Below are 19,037 nucleotides of genomic sequence, written 5' to 3'. Positions count from 1 at the left end.
TAAAACTTGTTGTGTATCGGAATGATGTAGATTAAACGATATGTTACAAGTTTGTTCTTTATAACAAATCGTTCAAATGGATAATTTTATTTTAGAAGTTAATCAATTAAGAAAGACTTTCATCAGCGGATCGAAAGAGCTTACTGTACTCAAACACATTTCATTCAATATTAAGAGTGGAACATCATGTGCTATCGTCGGCCCCTCAGGGAGCGGAAAAACAACACTGCTTGGTCTTTGCGCCGGTCTCGATCAGCCATCGTCGGGGTCTGTTATTCTGAAAGGGCAAAATATATCAACCATGGAAGAATCTGACCTCTCCGAGGTTCGGAATCGTCAGATTGGTTTCGTGTTTCAGTCATTCCAGCTTATTTCAACTCTTACTGCTCTCGAGAACGTGATGGTTCCTATTGAATTGCGCGGCACTCCTTATCGCGAAGTGGAAGAAAAGGCGATTAATTTGTTAAACGAAGTGGGCCTGGGCGACCGTCTTGATCACTATCCAAACCAACTTTCGGGAGGCGAACAACAGCGCGTTGGCCTTGCCCGCGCATTTATTCATCAGCCCGATATTCTTTTCGCTGATGAGCCTACAGGTAACCTGGATGGCGAAACCGGTGCTCAGATCGAACAGCTTCTGTTTGATCTAAATGAAAAGCAGGGAACAACGCTTGTTATTGTTACGCACGACAAAACACTGGCAGAAAAGTGTGAACGCACAATCGAATTGAAAAATGGGCAAATATTAGCTGACTCGCTGCCAAGTAACGGTACGCCTAACCCGGTTGAAGCCACGGTAGCTGAATGAACTTTTTAAAAACTTTCTTCTCAGCCTTTACATGGCGTCTTGCCTATCGGGATGCCAAACCCCAGTGGAAAAGCCTTCTCCTGTACACCTCTGCTGTAATTGCAGGTGTGGCTGCTCTTGTCGCGATTCTTTCGTTCCGGAATGACGTACTTCTTACTGTTGATGATCAGTCGCGTGAGTTGCTCGGAGCGGATCTCGAATTTCAGTCATCACAATTGTACCCTGAGCCGGTTTGGTCATTCATCGATTCAATTGGGGGAAGTGATGCGAGCCTGGTTGAGTTCAACTCTATGGTTCAGTTTCTATCTACAGGCGACACTCGTCTTTCCCAGATCCGGGCTGTAGATGGACCATTTCCATTTTACGGAACGATAGAAACTGTACCTGCATCCGCAGCTGAAGAATATCAGCGCACAAACTCGGTACTGCTTGAGCAGTCCACCATGCAGCAATTTAATATCAATGTGGGTGACAGTGTTCAAATCGGACAGCTGACTCTGCCCATTTCCGGTGAGCTGCGAAACGTGCCCGGAGAATCCGCGGCATTTTCATTAGTAGGCCCTCGCGTTTATATGCCGAAATCTCTTCTTGATGAGTCAGGGTTGTTGCAGCGAGGCAGTCGTGTGGAGTTTAAAGAATACCTGATGCTCGACGATCCGACATCAGCAGATCGTGTGGCATCTGAATTCCGGCCTCTTGGCAGAGAACACAGCGTTCGAACAGAAACCGTTGCCGAGGAAAAAGAGGATTATGATGAGATTGTAAACAACCTGAGTAAATTCCTCGGGCTTATCGCTTTTATAGCTCTTTTACTTGGTGGTCTCGGAGTCGCGAGTGCTGTCTATGTCTACATCAGGCGAAAAACGAACGCGGTGGCCACCTTACGGTGTATGGGAATGTCTTCTCAACAAATTATCAGTGCTTTTACGCTTCAAATCGGTATGATGGGGCTAACCGGCGCGGCGATCGGAACTATCATCGGTTTGGTACTGCAATCCTATCTGCCTTTATTGTTTACAGAATTTCTGCCATTTAATATTGTACAGTCAATATCTGTACCTGCTATCCTATTAGGACTTTTTCTTGGAGTGACCATCAGCGTGGGCTTTTCCATTCTTCCGCTTATTGGTATCAGCAGTATCTCTCCCATGCTTACGCTGAAGTCAACGGAGTTTTCGCCGCTAAAGAATTTATCGCCTCTGGCCAAATACAGCACAGTCGCAATTTTATTTACTGTAGTTTTGGCCTTGATCTCTTACACTACAGAAAGCTTAGTTGCTGCTCTGTTCTTCAGCGGCGGACTCATTGCGTCGGTTGCACTTTTGTGGGGCACTGCACTGCTGCTGATGAAATCCGTAAAAGGACTTCGTCTTAAATCATTTCCTTATGTTTGGCGGCAGGGAACAGCCAATCTGTTCAGGCCAAATAATCAAACCCCAATGCTGCTGACCACGCTTGGAATGGGAATGCTGCTTATCGGCACGCTCTATCTCAGCCAGGAGATGCTGCTTGAGCGAATAAGCCTTCAGTCTAATGAAGATCTTCCAAATATTGTGCTCTACGATATTCAGTCCGACCAAAACGCCGGCGTCAATGAGATTATCAGGGAAGAAGGCGGCACCATCATGCAGAATGTACCCATCATTTCTATGCGGCTAAATGGCTGGAAAGGGAGGTCAGTTGGTGATGTTCGATCCGATACAACTGTTGACCTGAGCGGCTGGGCTTTAAGACGTGAGTACAGGGTAACCTATCGCGATTCGCTGGTAGATTCCGAAACACTCCTGGAAGGTGAATGGATTGGTGAGGGTGATGGCCTCAACTCTGTTGTACCCATTTCAGTTGCGGAAAATATTAAAGAGGATCTTAACCTGGCTATTGGTGATTCCCTGAGTTTCAACGTTCAGGGTGTAAACATGAACACGGTTGTTGCGAGTTTTCGGGAGGTTGATTTTCAACGCCCGCAACCCAATTTCTTCATCCTCTTCCCCACCAATGTGCTTGAAAATGCACCCCAGTTTTTTGCAACGATCGTGAGAACTGAAAGCGACGAACAAGCATACACTATACAGCAGGAAATTGTGAGTGACTTCCCAAATATCTCGGCTATTGATCTGAGTATAGCCCTGCAAAGTGTTCAGGAATTTCTTGACAAAATTTCAATGGCCATACAGTTTATGGCATTATTCAGCATTGTTACCGGACTTATTGTACTTGCCAGCTCCATCTCCATCAGCCGAAAACAGCGAACGCGGGAATCTGTTCTATTGAGGACTCTTGGAGCCGTCAAGTCCCAGGTGACCCGTATACAGACTATCGAATATGTCTTACTTGGACTTCTGGCAACAATGACAGGACTGCTGCTCGCATTTGCCGCAAGCTGGAGCCTCGCATATTTCTATTTCGATCTGGCGTTTGTACCAGATTTCACAGCCATGCTGGTGCTATCTCTGGTGATTATCTTAGCGGCAACACTTATTGGATGGACCGGCAGCCGCCATATTTTTAAGAAATCTCCTATCGATGTATTGCGGGCAGAAGTTGGATAAATTTTTAGTTTTATTTTAAATCAAAATCATTCAATCATAAGTGGTTTAATTACCCGATCATCTGGGTCGGAAATATTAAAAAATCCCCTTTTTCCTGCAAGAGATCCCGGCAGCTGTCGGTCAACTAGGGGGATGACCATCATAGCCAACGACAGTTTAAGACTTGATCCATGAGCACAAACCATCATCCTCCATTGCGAGGTTGTCGTATGGGAGATGCCGGATCAAAGTCCGGCGTGACGGTATTAATAAATATATTTTCTAATGTCCGCACTTTTTGGACAGCCTCGACACTTTATAATTAAATCCATACTCTTTGAAAGTTATGGATTTTAATTTATTCATTGCGGAGAGATCATCATGACTTCAAATCAAAAGGTGTGGTACATAACGGCACTTATCGTTCTTGTTTGCCTATTACTTGCTGCTGTGATTTATGTATATACGGGGCACCTCATCATCATTATTTTTATTGCGCCACCCATCGTCCATTATTTTCTTAAAAAACAATCACCAAAAAAATAGATAAAAGTTTGTCATGTAAATGGTTTTTCATGTTATTCAAGAAGAGAATTTATAGGAGCTTCACAGATTTTTTTTACATTACAGTAAATAACTTAAAATAGTGATTACCATGAAGATACTCGTCCCTACCGACTTTTCTGATTTAAGCCTGAAAGCAATAAAAGTTGCCGAAAAATACGCCTCAATTTTTGATGGTAAAATATCACTGATTCACTCCCACATCCCAATCACAGAACTTGATGAACCATATGCTATTGGCATGAGCAGTAAAATTTACCAAGACTATGAGGAGATTGAAGAATCCATCAGAAAAAAATTAAACACCATCGCTGATGAGCATGTGGATGATAATTACATTGGCGACATACTTGTGCACATCGGAAATCCGGCTCAGAGTATCGTTGAAGTCTCTGAAGAGCACGATATTATTATCATGAGTACGCACGGCAGAACGGGCTTTTCGCGATTTTTACTAGGATCTGTAGCGGAGAAAGTGCTCCGAATGTCAAAAGTCCCGGTTATGGTAGTTGAGGATGAATCAGATGTTGGAAATTTCGAAAAGATTTTAGTCACTACAGATTTTTCAGAAAATGCCGTAGCCGCTTATCCGAAGGCGCTTGAGTTAGCGAAGAAAACCGGTGGAAGCGTTGATATTCTGCATATTCTAAGCTTCGATCAATTTGAGGATGATGAAACAGATCCGTCCATTAAGAAGATTCGCGAACAGCGGATGAATCTCATCGAGAAAGAGTATTTTCATGAATTGGGCGACCGCGTAAACAGCTACACGCTTGTTTCTGATGATTCCCCTCACGAAGCCATTCTGAAGTACACTAAAAGTACGCCTTACAATCTTATTGTAATGTCAACCGTTGGGAAAACCGGTATAAAATACCTTATGGTGGGAAGTACAACTGCAAATGTGGTCAGGCATGTAGAAACGGCTGTTCTGAGTGTACGACCCGAATCGGCAGAATAACTTAGATATTTGTTGAGGCCCCGCCTTGTCTAAAGCCATAAGCGAGGCTTAAAACCTGAGTTCTATTCTTAAATTTATTGGATATCAACAAAAACAGTCCAAAATGGGCGTTAGTTAAGTTAATTCGTCATCACTTATGTCATTCCACGCCTCGGCGTGGCATCTCCTGCCTTTGTTAAGGACAGTAGATCACGCATCCCTCGAAGGGATCCGTGCGGGAAAGTGCGAGATGACGCTCATTTTGGACTGTTTTTGCCATTTTTTAAATCGAACTCAGTTTTACAGGTTAATTAATTGAGAATCGAACAGTTCCCATAAGCTGAAACAGATCAGCCGTTCTAAAGGCATCCTCCGACAGTGTAGCATCAACAAGCGGGGCTTCATCGGGCAGAGGTGAGTAATCATATTGGGTATATGTGTACACAGACGATTCTTCCTCCCATCGCATGTATATTGCGCCTAATTCGATAGAGGTTCCCTGGCCTAAATTGAATCCAAGGCCTGCAGAGTAAATGCTTTTATCATCCAATCCGTCTTTAAATCGAGATGGAAGATATCCGTAACCGGCCCTTACGCTGGCGTACTGATTGACATCATACGATATTCCGCCTCTTAAATTCCAGACTTTAGCGAACTCATTGGATATCAATTCATTTTCGGCGAGTTCGTCTTCAAACAGTTCATCACTTTCAAAATCAATCTCAACGCTGGAGTAGTTTGTGTAATCAGTGGATAATGAGACCGAAAACCCTTCAACATCTTCCAAGGCAACACCGATATTGACACGCGACGGGTAGCTAATACTATATGAAAACTGACCATCCAGGTCATCGTTGAATCCTTCTCCATTGTCGAAAGTAGTGCGGATTTCAGCGCTATAGTTCTCATCAACCGATATTTTTGATGGAAGTGTATAGCTCAACCCAACATTAAAATTTGGAGTCATTTTATAAAGTGCCCCCACGCGCCCCCTGAAACCGCTGTACCGGCTGTCAACCTCATCACTCAGAAGTATTGTATCTATATCAGTGTCGAGTTCACCGTCTTCATCTGAGTCGATTGCAGCGAAATTGTAATCATTGAAGTTGTCCACTTCCTGGAACACCCTGTCATATTCAAAATTTCCGGCCAAAATTCCAACACTCGCGCCTATCATTAGATTCGGCTGAAATTCAGTCGCTATAAAAGCAGAGTATTCACCGCCATTTCCTCTTTCGGTAATTTCACCCTGCTGGCGGATCCCGAGGAAATCTCCGAACTGATCAAAACCTATCCGAAGTATCGATTCATCCCAATCCTGAAATTCATCTCCATAATCGATAGCAAATGTATTAAATGCTATGTCAGAATATGTATTACCCGGTGCCTTAAACTGATCGGTTATTGTACTGTTTTCATTTCGGGCATTAATACTTAAAGCTCGATTTCCGGCACTATGCTGATTGTACCCGGCCCCGATGACGAGGCTACCCTGAGTAGTTGGAAAGGAGTAGATGAACCCAACGTTGGATATGTTTGTCTGGGAATCATCAAACGAACGCGATACTCCCTGGTACGTAGCGTCCTCGGTGACTGATTTATACGTTAGACCAAATTCACCAAAACTGTTGTCAAATAGTGCAATACTTGCCGGGTTATCGAGAAACGCCCCAAAACCCGAATTGTAGGCGGTTCCCGGCATTACACCCGTCACAGGATTGATAATCTCACGCTGATCCCCGAACTGTACAGCCTGATTGCTGAAAAGTAATGCGTCATTAATATTTTGTGCTGCCGTCTGAATAGCTATCCCCAAAATGAATACAGATAGTATGAGCAAACGTTTGAAAGTAGACATAGTTTTTCCGTGAAGTTAGTTATGGGACAAAAAACATTTAAAAAGGTGATCTAAGACAGATACAAAAATTTAACTATATTTTATTTATTTCTGCCATTTTCGGAACCTGATGACCTGTTGTTACTTGATGAGGATCTGGATTTACTGTTGTCGGTCGAACCTGATCGCGTTCGACTTACAGTAGAGGAGCTGGATCTTGACCCTCTACTTGACGAACTCTTAACTTTTGAGCTGTTTGATTGACTCGAGCGACTATATGACCCGTTATTATTAGTTACCCCTCTATACTGATTCATATTATAAGTCCGGGATATCGACGCACTATTACCATGATTTTGGTTTTGCCCATAATTTGCGCGCATCCAGAGATCAAAATCTCCCGAAGGCACTTTATACATATCCGTTTTCCTTTCGTGAGTTGAAGAAACAGTTCTCAAACGATTTTGTATCACTGCCCGGGATGCTTCCGACGTTCGTTGTTGGTTAGAGATAAAAATGATGGAGCGCCGTGGAACAGATACTTTGTTGACATTTAAAGAACGTTCGTTTTGTTCTACTCCTTCATCAGTAGCATCATTGTCATTTCTTTCTGACGCCGTAGAAGTTCTTGACCGAACATTTTCTGCTGAATTGTCACTTTCATTCTGGTCTGCAGAGCTATTTGATTTGCGGCTATTATTATTTGATCGACTATTTGCTCTGGAATTTTCGGCATCACCCCTGCTATCTCCTCTTGATCGTCTGTCAACTCGATCACCTGACGAATATAAACCGGATGACCTTATTTTATATCTACGTTCATCATCTGAAGGGGTATATACAATTGAATCAAAATTGTTCAGCCCAAAATTTTCATAATAAAGACCGAATCCAAATCCATAGCTGTACATTGGATACTGAGACCTGATGTAATATGGGTCAGAAATGTAGCCATAAAATGGATTGTAGTAACTGATAGCTGGAGTATCTGTTAAATTATAGGTTGTTTGCTCTTTATCTGTAAATTTAAGCTGAGTGTAACAACCAGTTAAGAAGAAGCCGGCAACCAAAACAAATAGTATGGGTTGTATAGTTTCTTTATTCATGATTTTACCGGTTCATTTTAGTTTTTAGTAATTACAACTAATATAAATTATTTAAAGATTTTTGATTAAACCTTAATTTAGGGCCGCGGTGTGAAATCTGCCTGTGGATTTACCCGGCTAAACATATTTAATTTCTATCGCTGCTTGAGCCTGAAGATCGACTTCTGCTTGATGACGATCTGCTCTTACTGTTGTTTGAGCTTGAGCGTGTACGTTTTACAGATGATCCTGAGCTGGATCGGTTGCTTGAAGATCTAACTGTACTTCCCGACCGGCTTGAGCTGCTGCTTCTTGTTCTATTGATCGAAACATTGCTTCTGCTATTGACAGCCGATTCGAGAACAGCAGATCCTACCCGTTTAAAGAAATTGCCAACACCGCTGCGATTGGAACTACTCCTGAAATTCACTCGTGAAGAGCGATCCTGAGAATCAACGGTTCGTATTCTGTTCTGAATAATGGCGGTTGAGATTGATGACGACCGGGAGTTTCTTGTAATTGTTGATGATGTGCGGCGTGGTAAAACCGTAACCTGCGAAGGGTCACTGTTTCGGCTGCTGATAGCCGCGGCTGATTTATTATTGCCCCGGTTACCGCTTCGGCTTCTTGCGCTGCCTGATGAACTTCCTTTATTTCCACTTCTCTGACGCGCACTGCTGCCGGTAGACCTATTATTGTTTGATGAACTTCCCCGGCTTCTTACTGTGCCGCTTCCGGATGAACTCCGGTTATTGCTTCGCTGCTGGACATTTCCGCTGCTCCGGCTGCTTCTGTTGCTGCCCTGACGCACTGTTCCGCTGCTTCGGCTTCTGTTGCCGCTAGAACGGTTGACACTTCTGCCGGTACTTGATGATGAGGATCGGCTTCTAACGGTTCTATTTGTAGTGCCGCGGGACCGAACCGTACCGGATGATCGCCTAATGTTTGACCGGGTGGATGTGCGATCAACCTGTCGGCTTCTGATGTTAGACCTGGCGTCTGATCGGGTCGTGCGAATATTGGAGCGTGCTTCAGATCTCGTTCGCCCGGATCCTCTTACACCATCGGAATACAATCCTGAGGATCTGATTTTATTGTTTCGTACGGCTCTTGAAGATGTCGTAGCTATGTAAATGTAGTTGTTATATCCGTAACCGTAGCCGTAAAAAGGATGATGTCCGCCATAATAAAATCCACCCGGATAAACTGTGTAGAATGGATCGTAATATCTGTATGGAGAATATCCCCAGCCCCAGCCAATTGAAAAATAGAATCCGTCTCTGAATCTGGGATAGCCATAGTGCCCATAGTAGGGATAATGAGAATAATAGTAGGGTGATCGATAAAATGGATCATGATACCCGTAATAATTATTGATTACAGTCGATCCTGTACCATGAGACAAAGACGCCCCTCGCTCATCGTACCACTGCTCGGTTTCGTAGTCTTTGAAGAAATAAGATTCGGCATCTTCCCATCCGTCTTCATACCCGAGCTCATAATCTTCTTCATTTACAATCTGCTCGGCCCGTTCCGGTCGTTCAGTACGAACAGGTGCCTGGCCAGACTGTGGCCGCTGTGGCTGCTGAGTTATTGTCGTTGAGCCGGTCGGCGCTGTGTAGGTTGCGTGGCCTTTTTCAACAGTTTCGAGTTGTGTATAGCAGCCGGTTGCAAATAAACCTGCAAATGCTGCTAAAAGTATGGATTTGATAGTTGCGGTATTCATGGCTTCCACCGGATCTGTGGTTAATATTATCCTCTGCATATAAAATACAATATTCCAAACTCTTATTGTATCACATAAACATGTGAAGCCATCACATCACAGACAGTGCATCAGAGTCAGTGAACCTCAAATCTCGCCTCTGAGTGATTTTGTAATAACTTCAGCTTTTGAGTTAACGTGAAGTTTCTTGTAAATGTTTCGTATGTGTGCACGTACCGTATCAATAGAAATATCGAAGCGATCGGCAATTAGCTTATAGCTCAAACCATCAACCAGGCCGTTCACAATATCCTGCTCTCTGGGTGTTAAATCGCTTTCCGTCTTTTTTTTCTTATCGGGCTTATTGAAATGCTGAATCACCTTTCGGGCAATTTGAGGTGACATCGGGGCGCCTCCGGCAGCCAGGTTCTCTATCGATTCCTTAATTTCAGGAAGTGATGTGTGTTTCAGTAAATATCCAGAGGCACCGGCCATCAGCGAATCAAATATTTTGTGGGAATCGTGATATACCGTAAGCATGATAATCTCAATGTCGGGATACTTCTCTTTAATGATGCCTATACCTTCTATGCCAGACATGCCGGGCAGCTGAATATCCATAAGGAGAACATCAGGTTTCGACTCTTTTTCAAGATAATCAAGCATATCTTCCACAGACTCCATTGCCGCTTTACAGGTTAACCCGTCCTGCATATCGAGATATCGCTGTATGAGGTCCCTGATTTTTTCATTGTCTTCAACTATCCCTACGTTGATCATATTTATGTCCTCATTTGCGGTTTAAACATTACCTTCTACCTCAACCGTAAATCCATCACCATTACGGATTTCGACATCAGCCCCAATTCGCTCCGATCGTAATTTAATATTCCTCAGACCCTGGCCGCTTTTTCGGCTGCCGTTTGATGTGGATCCATTGTCAACTACTTTAAGCTTAAAATCTTTTCCATCGTATGCAAACGTAATATCCACCCGATCAGCATCAGAATGCTTTGCAATGTTATTCACTGCTTCCTTAAAAATCAGATAGATGTTCTCCTTAATATTTACAGGCAGACGATCGTCCATTTCCAGGTTGTCGAAATGATAGTGAACTTCCGGTGTTCCGCTTCTGAATACCTGGTTCACATAATCCTGCATTCTGTCGGTCATGTCGCCGGCCGTGTCATTTCGTGCGTCAATAGACCATACAATATCGTCCAGACTGGTCACAATTTTCCTGCTTTGATCGCCAAGCTGTTTTAGTGTGTCCCGGAGTTCATCAGACACCTCTCCTGCCTGCAGAAAGTCTGTCTGGAGTGCAAGCTCTGTGAGACTCGATCCCACATCGTCGTGAAGATCGCTCGCAATCTGAACACGCATCCGCTCAATATCTATCTGCTTTTTTGCCCTGAAGTGCCTATAGTAAAATATAATCAGGCCAATCACAGCGAGACCGATGAGTGCTAAAAACCACCATTGCTGCCATACCGGATGGTTGATCACAAAAGCAAATCTCGCTTCTTCGGTGCTTCGTATACCATCAGCATTATAGGCACGGATTCTAAACCGATAATCGCCCGGTGGCAAAGACGTGTAGCGGACGGTCCGGTTCCTTGTGGTTTGCCACTCTTCCTCGAGTCCCGCCAGCCTGTATTCATATAATATCTGGTTAGGGCTTTGAAAACTCAGCCCTGTATAACTGATCTGGAGAAAATTCTCATCGTGAGTAAATACATTATCGGAATAGTTTGTTTGGGACTGACCGCTCATCAAAATTTCTTCAAATTCAATGCCCGGTGGCGTTCTGTTTGTATCAATCTTCTCGGGAAAAAAATGGCTCAGCCCTTCAACCGACCCAAGCCAAATCGTTGAATCTGATGCCACAAGGGAACCACCCGCATTCAGTTCATTTGCAACAAGCCCCTGGTTGCGATCAAACAGTTTAAACGATTTGATTTGCTCAACAGTCGACTCAGCGTTAAAAAACTGATCCGGTTTGAAGAGATATATTCCCCTGTTAGTGCCAACCCAATAGCGTTTGTCCGCATCCTGTAAAATGTAGTAGCTGATGGTGCTTGATTGTGTATCTGTAGATATGGCGCGAATATCGGAGCCGTCGTAAGAAGCAATGCCGCTAAAAGTTGAAAACCAATAAACACCCTCATCATCTATATAAACGTGAATCACACCGTTATTTGGGAGTCCGTCGGCAATTGTAATATGTTCAAATATTCCATTATCGAGAATAGCAGCACCGCCATAGGTAGCGAATATCATCCTCCCGCTTTCATCTTTTTTGATATTCATCACTGTATTGCTGAGAAGCCCGCTGCTTGTATTGAATTGCTCGTAAGAATCTCCATCAAAACGAATAACTCCACTGTTGTAGGTAGCAATCCAGAAATCGCCGGTCTCCTCATCTTCATAAATATCACGAACAGATTTAAACGGAAACACCGAATCAGGAATTGTTCTGAACTTGCCATCCTCAAAAAGACTTATACCGCTCCGCGTTCCAATCCAAAGCCTGTTCTGGCTGTCTTCAGTAATCACATAAACTTTATCATCAATCAGTCCGTCAGTTTGATTATAGTGTTCAAACTCCGACCCATCGTATTTATGAATGCCACCTCCGTAAGTTGCTACCCACACATTGCCAAGATAATCTTCCTCAAAACCTACAATCACATTGTTGGCAAGGCCGGTATCGACGCTAAAATTCTGAAATAGTTTTCCAAGAAAAATATTGGCTCCTCCACCCAATGTTCCCAGCCAAACGTTTCCCTCTCTGTCAATCATCGTTTCATAAACAATAACGGCATTAAGCCCATTGTCAGATGTATAATTATCAAAGCTATTGCCATCGAAATACGACGCGCCCGATTCGGATCCTACCCACATCCCGTTTCCCGATGCAAACGAAAGGGAGTAAATTCTGCAATCATTCAGACCTGATTCTTTATTATACCTTTCAATGCCCTCATCCGTGACTGCTATAAGCCCTGAATCGGTAGCCATCCAAAGCTCTCCGCTCTCATTAATTTTCATTTCATTGATGGGTACTTCGGGAATACCCTCAGACCCTGAATGTTTTCTGAATGCAGATTCGTTATAGCTGAACAATCCCGCGGCGGTGCCTACCCAAATTACTCCATCATCGTCTTCAACCACGGAACGGGCCATTAAATTTCTATATCCGTGATCGTGAGAAATATTAACAAACCGGCCTGAATTTTCATATTTCCAGAGGCCATTTCCCTCAGTAGCTACCCATACCGCTCCTTCTCTGTCTTCGTAGACCGAAAGGACGACAGATTCTATTACAGGTTCAAAAATATCGGGGGTATGAATGCTGTCATTTTCAAGGTAAGCCAGGCCTGCGTCTGTTCCGATCCATATTTTTCCGTCTTCTGCCTGCTTCAGTGCGTTTACCCGGTTATTTGGGAGACCATCCTCTTCGTACCATTTTTTGAACTCAATCCCATCAAAACGGTTTAAGCCGAACCCGGTGCCAAGCCAAATAAATCCCTTTTCATCCTGGATCATGCTGTGAATGACAGATTCACTCAAGCCGTTTTCAATGGAATAGGTACGAAACGGCATAGATTGGGCAGTCAGGTTTTGGACAAACCCGATTAGAAGGAAAGCAAATGATATTACGATAGAGTGGCGCATATTCTCGTTAATCTAACAAGAACAACCGAGGAAGAAAATCACATGTTCATGTGAATAACAAAACCCATTGGGTTGCAATGGGTTTTGAGTATAAAAATTAGTAAAGTACCGGAATGTTCAATTCTTATATTGCGACTATAAGAGTCTCCCTTATAAGGGGACACTTTTTCCAAATAGATTATCCCAGGTAAGCACGAAGAGCAGCGCTTTTGTTGTGGTGGCGCAACTTTCGAAGAGCCTTCTCTTTAATCTGACGCACACGTTCGCGCGTAAGATCAAATCGTTCGCCAATCTCTTCAAGCGTGAGAGAGTGTTCGCGACCAATTCCGAAATAGAGCCGAATGACTTCTGCTTCGCGTTTGGTGAGTTTTGAAAGTGCTCGTTCAATCTCAACTTTCAGAGATTCCCCCATCAGCTCATTGTCCGGATCCGGAATCTCTTCGTTCTCCAGCACGTCAAGCAGACGGTTATCTTCTCCCTGTGCGAATGGCGCATCCATTGAGAGATGGCGGCCGCTGATCTTCAGCGTATCCGCTACTTCAGAAACGGTCATTTCAAGACTTTCAGCTAATTCAGCAGCTGACGGCACACGCTCGTACTCCTGCTCAAGTTTTGAAAGTTCTTTACCGATTTTGTTAAGTGCACCTACCCTGTTTAGCGGCAGACGAACAATTCGGCTCTGTTCGGCCAGTGCCTGCAGAATCGATTGCCGAATCCACCAAACGGCGTAAGATATAAATTTAAATCCACGGGTTTCATCAAACCGCTTGGCGGCTTTAATCAAACCGAGATTACCTTCATTAATAAGATCTCCAAGCGAGAGCCCCTGATTCTGATACTGTTTTGCAACAGATACAACAAACCGCAGGTTGGCTTTGGTTAAATCTTCGAGAGCACGCTGCGATCCTTTTTGTATCTCCTTGGCAAGCCGAACTTCATCATCGGGTGTAATGAGTTTTTCTTTTCCAATTTCGTGAAGATAGCGGTCTAAGGATTCAGACTCGCGTGTAGAAATTCCTGAGCTTTTAGCCACAATTAAATAATTTGATTGGTTTTACTACGAAGGGATGAACTTGGCAAATGGTCATATAGATGATACGAACGAAAGCGATATTTGTTGCCTGATTATTTTTATCCAATCAACTAAAATAGAAAAATTCGGATAAAAAGAAAAGGAATAACCGCTAATTTGAATATTCATTTTAAATAAACGAGTCTCCGGGCAGCTTGTTGTGTATCGTAAAATACGAAAGCACTGAAGCAGCTACATCAGAAAATGTCTCCCGAACGCCAATATCTTTAGCTTCCGATGTTTTTTGATACACCAGCAGCGGCACAAATTCCCGGGTATGATCGGTACTGTCATCAGCCGGATCGTTTCCGTGATCGCCGGTAATTACCAATACATCGTTTTCTGTTAGCTTTCCTAAAATGGCTGGCAGCGCCCTGTCAATCTCTTCAAGGCACGATGCATAACCGTCAGGGTCCTGGCGATGCCCGAAAAGCTGATCTGTATCGATAAGGTTTGCAAAAATGAAACTTTGATCAATACCGGCACTCAGCAAACTTAACAGTTGTGAGAGGCCCTCTGCATTGCTTTTTGTTTTTCTGTACTGCGTAAAATGGTTTCCGGCAAACAGATCAATCACTTTCCCAATAGAATACGTTTTGATCTGATTGTCCTGAAGCAATGATAATAGGTTTGGCTCCGGTGGTATGGAAGAGAAATCTTTCCGCTGGCCTGATAATCGCTCAAACTCTCCCGGTTTTCCTTCAAATGGCCTTGCAATGACGCGGCCGACCTCAGCATCCCCCACCGCAACATTGTGCCGCGCAAATTTGCACCACTTGTATTGGGTTTCAACATTGGCTACATCAACATGACAGGCAACCTGAAATACACTGTCGGCCGAGGTGTACAGAATGGGATATCCCGTTTTCAAATGCTCCTCCCCATAATCGGCAATTACATTGGTGCCCGAATAAGGCCGGTTGCACAGAACCTTTTCAACGCCAATACCTTCACAAAAGGCACGGACAACCGGTTCCGGGAATCCGTTTGGAAATGTGGGAAACGGACGGCCGAGATGAATACCCGCAAGCTCCCAATGGCCGGTTGTTGAATCTTTGCCCGGTGATACCTCCCGCATTTTACCCCATGAGGCAAGAGGCCGGTCAGTTTCCGGTATCGATGCCAGAGGCCTGATATTACCCATACCTAACTGCTCAAATTTTGGCAGCCTCACGCCTGTAACCCCAGTTACATGACCCAGCGTGTCAGCATTTGAATCCCCATACTGATCAGCATCTTCTTGCGCCCCGATCCCAAGCCCATCAATTACCAGCACTATAAATCTTGACATAGACAATAAATTATTCTGTTAACCTGTGGCATTCATTACCCCGGACAACTCTTTTTTTGCAGTAGAAATAACATCGTGAATATCCTCAAACCGTGAATCTACACGAACGGAACCACACTTTATTCCAAGTTTAATCTGTTTTCCATCCGAAAGCTCAATCGGTGTCCGGAACTTTTGTTCTACCGCCTGAACCCATTCGCTGTATTTTTGCTCTGAGCGGCAATACACAAGATATGTCATCACATAGTCGCTGTTGAACCCAATAAACCCGTTGGCCCCAAAATGGTTAGGATTGAGTAGTTTAACCATGGTCCGCTGAATACGGTTGAGCTCTTCCAGTCTATATTTTGACCGAAGCGCCTGCAGGTTATCTAATGTTATAAATCCAAACCAGAGTGTGTAGTCCCGCTTATTTCCATAATGCATCTCTTTCTGCAATGAAAGCTCCCACAAATCCGGAATAAAGTTGCCGTAGTCTGAGGTAAACAGATCTTTATCAACCGCCAGCCGATCAAGATTGACCTGGATTGATAATACCGCAGTTCTGACAAGATTAATTATTTGATGCTTGGTCGATTCCTTAAACGTAAGCGGATTTTTGTCGTAGGCCAGTACAACCCCGTGCCTGCGCCCGTTGATGATCATCGGAACCGCAAGCGATGCTCCTTCTGTCTTCTGTTCGTCGCCGGAAATTCGTTTTGGATTCTGATTGAAATGAATCGAAAACTGGGGTTCTCCTTTTTGGAGAGCATCGTAGGCCATCGATTTCTCCTCCATCACCAAACCGGGCAACGGGCTAATGTCTGAATCAGACGTATTGAAAACTGTGGTCCAAACCTCCATTCCGCGCAAAACAACAGAAACACCGCCCGAAGGCAATAGCTTTTGCATCTCATCTGCCATCCGCTTAAGTATATCTACTTTATGATGTTTTGAATTAATTTTCTCCAGGGATACCTCGTAGTCTGCCCAGACTTCTTCCTGGCCGTGCAAGTCGGTCAGTTCAAGATAAGTATTCAAAACATTTGCCAAGGCACTGCGATAGGCCGATATAGAGTCGTCATGATCAGAAATAGAAAACGGGGTTTCGGTTTCTAGGGCCGTAATAGCAACCGTTTCACCGTTGTTTCGGAAAGGAATCAGCAGCATGTACCTCACCGGCACAAAATCATAGTAATGTTTAAGATCGTCCTCGCTTACATCACGTCCTACCTTAAGTGTTTTTATCTCTTGCAGGTCAGCATAGGGCTCCAGGAAATGCTGATCAAACATCACCCTGTCCCGAAACATGACGTTTGGTAAAGAGGTCGACTGTGTTTCGAGCACAAACTGCTTTCTGGACCTGTTTACCCAATTGAGGTAGACGGTTTGCGAAAGTGTAGATTTTCTAAGCAAGTGAACGAGGTCATCCATGATCTGCTTAAACTCAACAAGCGACTTTTCTTCTCTTTTCATCAATGAATACTGCCGTTTATTTTTGAATTTCTTTCGAAAGTTCTTCTGCGCGGGTAATCATATCCTCGAAGAGAGACAAACCCCGGTTCCAGAAAGATTCATCCCGGATGTCGATACCCATTTTACTTACAATATTGTGAGGCCAATCAGAGCCGCCTGCTTCAAGCAGCTCAATGTAGCTGTCCGAAAAACCTTCCTGGCCGCTTCGGTAGGCGTCGTATAGTGCCAAGACCAAGAGCTCACCAAAGGCATAGGCGTACACATAGCCCGGCGTATGCAGGAAATGTGGAATGTAGCACCACCAGAGTTTGTATTCGTCGGTAAGTTCAACGGAATCACCGTATAGCGCGTGTTGCGTGTTGTACCACATCTCAGAAAACTGTTCTGTGGTTTGTTCCCCATCGCTTCTGCGGGCCGTATGGATGCTATCTTCAAACCGGTTCATTGATATTTGCCGAAAAACCGTCGCGATCGTATCATCAATCTTGCTGGTCAGCAGTGCGAGCTGCTCTTTGGGATCGTCGAGCGACTCCATCAGGCGATTAAACACGAGCATTTCACCAAACACGGATGCTGTTTCAGCGGTGGTCAAAGGCGTAGATGACTGCAGTTCACCCTGTTTTCTTGACAGGTATTGATGCACACCATGGCCCAGTTCGTGAGCCAGTGTCTGTACATCGCGCAGCTGCCCGTCGTAATTCATAAATACATAGGGATGAACCGTGGTTACTGTGCTTGCAGAATAAGCGCCGCCACGTTTACCCGGTTTAATGGCCGCATCAATCCAGCGCTCGCTAAAAAATTCTCCGGCAATTTTCTTCATCTCAGGATGAAAATCTCCATATGCTTCAAGCACATTTTCCCTGGCCTCCTCCCAGCTAATTTGCTTTCGGGTTGATGCGAGTGGCGCGTACCGATCGTAGTCGTACAGCTTATCGTAGCCTAACAGGTCCCGTTTTAATTTATAATAGCGCTGAACCAGATCGTACTTGCCTGTCACTGAGTTAATGAGGCTGTCAACCGTGGACTGATCGATCTCGTTTGCAAGATTCCGGGATGAGATCCAGCTGTCGTAGCCACGAAGTTTATCGTTGGTGTGTTTATCTGATAAGATCGTATTGAAAACAAAGGTCAGTGTCCTGGAGTGATCTTTGAATGTGCTTGTCAGCGACTCATGTGCTCGTTTCCTCAGATCCCGGTCCGGGCTATGCAGCTTGCTCAACACCTGCTGTTCTGTCAACGATTCACCATCAAGGTCAAATCGTGCCGCCCCCAGCGTTTCATCAAAATACCGGTTCCAGGCGGACCGGGATGTGACAGATTTTGCGCTCATCACTTTTTCAGCATCCTCACTCAGCGTATGAGGTTTGTACAGGCGGGATGTCGTAAGATAGTGTTTCCAGCGACTTAGCTTTGGGTCTTCAATAAGTTCATCAGCTTTTTCATCGCTCACTTTCATCCACTCCACGCTAAAGAACACCAGTATTTGACTGATCTCTGAACCAAGTTCCCGCGCCTCTTGTAACAGCTTTCCCAGCGCCGGATCTTCCGTATTGGTCGACCATTTTAGCTGGGCATATGACCCGATCTTACCCGCCAGTTCAACAATCTCTTCATATTCTTCCAGTGACTCCGCATGCTCTTCCGCCGAAAGATTGGCTACGCGTCCTTTATATTTTTCTGAAAAGTCGCGGGCGAGCGACTGAACATTTTGCTTGTCTTCTTTAAGTGCAGGATCATCGATGGATGAATAGAGATCCGATAGGTCCCATGTGATATCTTCAGCTCCTGTTAACGTGGCTTTACTGCTGGTGCTCATGTGCGTTTTGTTTGCGAATTGTTAGGTTTGTAGACCCGTTCAATATAACCAATACAACAGAGCCATTAAATCTAAGTTTGATAAAAGATTCAGATCATCATACAAGCTGAAATCAATCGTTTTTTTAAGATTAAATGGTTAATTTGGTACCGCTATTGTGGCAGGTAGCCCCGCTTATCAACTCCTGTTGAAAGCAATTGCCCGACAATAGATCTATTGTTTTTTAACTACTTTATTAAAACACACACAGATATC

Annotated in this window: 12 protein-coding genes; 3 read left to right on the top strand and 9 right to left on the bottom strand. The window is 44.2% G+C overall.

The genetic code is table 11. The features are described 5' to 3' along the window. The first annotated feature begins 76 nt into the window (after positions 1–76). The 3 genes from AABW11_RS10145 to AABW11_RS10135 all read left to right on the top strand — a co-directional run bounded on the left by AABW11_RS10145 (position 77) and on the right by AABW11_RS10135 (position 4,861). Positions 77–808, top strand: coding sequence for an ABC transporter ATP-binding protein (locus AABW11_RS10145; protein WP_340104969.1), 732 nt, complete (start codon positions 77–79; stop codon positions 806–808). Further along, complete coding sequence (locus tag AABW11_RS10140; RefSeq protein WP_340104968.1) at positions 805–3,357, top strand: ABC transporter permease; 2,553 nt, start codon at positions 805–807, stop codon at positions 3,355–3,357. Before AABW11_RS10145 ends, AABW11_RS10140 begins: the two co-directional genes overlap by 4 nt. Before the next feature lie 634 nt (positions 3,358–3,991). Further along, positions 3,992–4,861 (top strand): universal stress protein, encoded by an 870-nt coding sequence (locus tag AABW11_RS10135; protein WP_340104967.1) that lies wholly within the window; start codon positions 3,992–3,994, stop codon positions 4,859–4,861. Positions 4,862–5,147: 286 nt separating this feature from the next. On the opposite strand, the gene AABW11_RS10130 is transcribed toward AABW11_RS10135, so the two are convergent. From AABW11_RS10130 to AABW11_RS10090, 9 genes are all read right to left on the bottom strand, one after another. Further along, positions 5,148–6,698, bottom strand: a complete 1,551-nt coding sequence (locus AABW11_RS10130; protein WP_340104966.1) for an OmpP1/FadL family transporter — start codon at positions 6,696–6,698, stop codon at positions 5,148–5,150. Between the two features lie 80 nt (positions 6,699–6,778). After that, positions 6,779–7,783, bottom strand: coding sequence for a hypothetical protein (locus tag AABW11_RS10125; RefSeq protein ID WP_340104965.1), 1,005 nt, complete (start codon positions 7,781–7,783; stop codon positions 6,779–6,781). A gap of 127 nt (positions 7,784–7,910) precedes the next feature. Then, complete coding sequence (locus tag AABW11_RS10120; RefSeq protein WP_340104964.1) at positions 7,911–9,527, bottom strand: hypothetical protein; 1,617 nt, start codon at positions 9,525–9,527, stop codon at positions 7,911–7,913. Between the two features lie 87 nt (positions 9,528–9,614). Then, on the bottom strand, positions 9,615–10,247 hold the full coding sequence (locus tag AABW11_RS10115; RefSeq protein ID WP_340104963.1) for a response regulator transcription factor: 633 nt from the start codon (positions 10,245–10,247) through the stop codon (positions 9,615–9,617). A gap of 21 nt (positions 10,248–10,268) precedes the next feature. Then, complete coding sequence (locus tag AABW11_RS10110) at positions 10,269–13,073, bottom strand: ligand-binding sensor domain-containing protein (protein ID WP_340104962.1); 2,805 nt, start codon at positions 13,071–13,073, stop codon at positions 10,269–10,271. 250 nt (positions 13,074–13,323) lie between these two features. After that, positions 13,324–14,178: a sigma-70 family RNA polymerase sigma factor gene (locus AABW11_RS10105; RefSeq protein ID WP_116035600.1), complete on the bottom strand. Its 855-nt coding sequence runs from the start codon at positions 14,176–14,178 to the stop codon at positions 13,324–13,326. A 169-nt stretch (positions 14,179–14,347) separates the two neighbouring features. Further along, positions 14,348–15,508, bottom strand: coding sequence for a phosphopentomutase (locus AABW11_RS10100; RefSeq protein WP_340104961.1), 1,161 nt, complete (start codon positions 15,506–15,508; stop codon positions 14,348–14,350). A gap of 18 nt (positions 15,509–15,526) precedes the next feature. Beyond that, positions 15,527–16,963: a GAF domain-containing protein gene (locus AABW11_RS10095; RefSeq protein WP_340104960.1), complete on the bottom strand. Its 1,437-nt coding sequence runs from the start codon at positions 16,961–16,963 to the stop codon at positions 15,527–15,529. Positions 16,964–16,979: 16 nt separating this feature from the next. Further along, positions 16,980–18,782 (bottom strand): M3 family oligoendopeptidase, encoded by a 1,803-nt coding sequence (locus tag AABW11_RS10090; protein WP_340104959.1) that lies wholly within the window; start codon positions 18,780–18,782, stop codon positions 16,980–16,982. Positions 18,783–19,037 lie beyond the last annotated feature (255 nt).

The organism is Rhodohalobacter sp. 8-1, assembly GCF_038150125.1.
Taxonomy (GTDB): Bacteria; Bacteroidota; Rhodothermia; order Balneolales; family Balneolaceae; genus SW132.
Note: the sequence above shows the minus strand (reverse complement) of the source record. Positions and strands in the feature narration are given on the sequence as shown.

Coding starts and splice junctions, on each gene's coding strand:
- AABW11_RS10130 (WP_340104966.1), bottom strand. CDS start 6,698: ATGTCTACTTTCAAACGTTTGCTCATACTATCTGTATTCATTTTGGGG.
- AABW11_RS10140 (WP_340104968.1), top strand. CDS start 805: ATGAACTTTTTAAAAACTTTCTTCTCAGCCTTTACATGGCGTCTTGCC.
- AABW11_RS10145 (WP_340104969.1), top strand. CDS start 77: ATGGATAATTTTATTTTAGAAGTTAATCAATTAAGAAAGACTTTCATC.
- AABW11_RS10095 (WP_340104960.1), bottom strand. CDS start 16,963: ATGAAAAGAGAAGAAAAGTCGCTTGTTGAGTTTAAGCAGATCATGGAT.
- AABW11_RS10100 (WP_340104961.1), bottom strand. CDS start 15,508: ATGTCAAGATTTATAGTGCTGGTAATTGATGGGCTTGGGATCGGGGCG.
- AABW11_RS10115 (WP_340104963.1), bottom strand. CDS start 10,247: ATGATCAACGTAGGGATAGTTGAAGACAATGAAAAAATCAGGGACCTC.
- AABW11_RS10125 (WP_340104965.1), bottom strand. CDS start 7,783: ATGAATAAAGAAACTATACAACCCATACTATTTGTTTTGGTTGCCGGC.
- AABW11_RS10110 (WP_340104962.1), bottom strand. CDS start 13,073: ATGCCGTTTCGTACCTATTCCATTGAAAACGGCTTGAGTGAATCTGTC.
- AABW11_RS10120 (WP_340104964.1), bottom strand. CDS start 9,527: ATGCAGAGGATAATATTAACCACAGATCCGGTGGAAGCCATGAATACC.
- AABW11_RS10090 (WP_340104959.1), bottom strand. CDS start 18,782: ATGAGCACCAGCAGTAAAGCCACGTTAACAGGAGCTGAAGATATCACA.
- AABW11_RS10135 (WP_340104967.1), top strand. CDS start 3,992: ATGAAGATACTCGTCCCTACCGACTTTTCTGATTTAAGCCTGAAAGCA.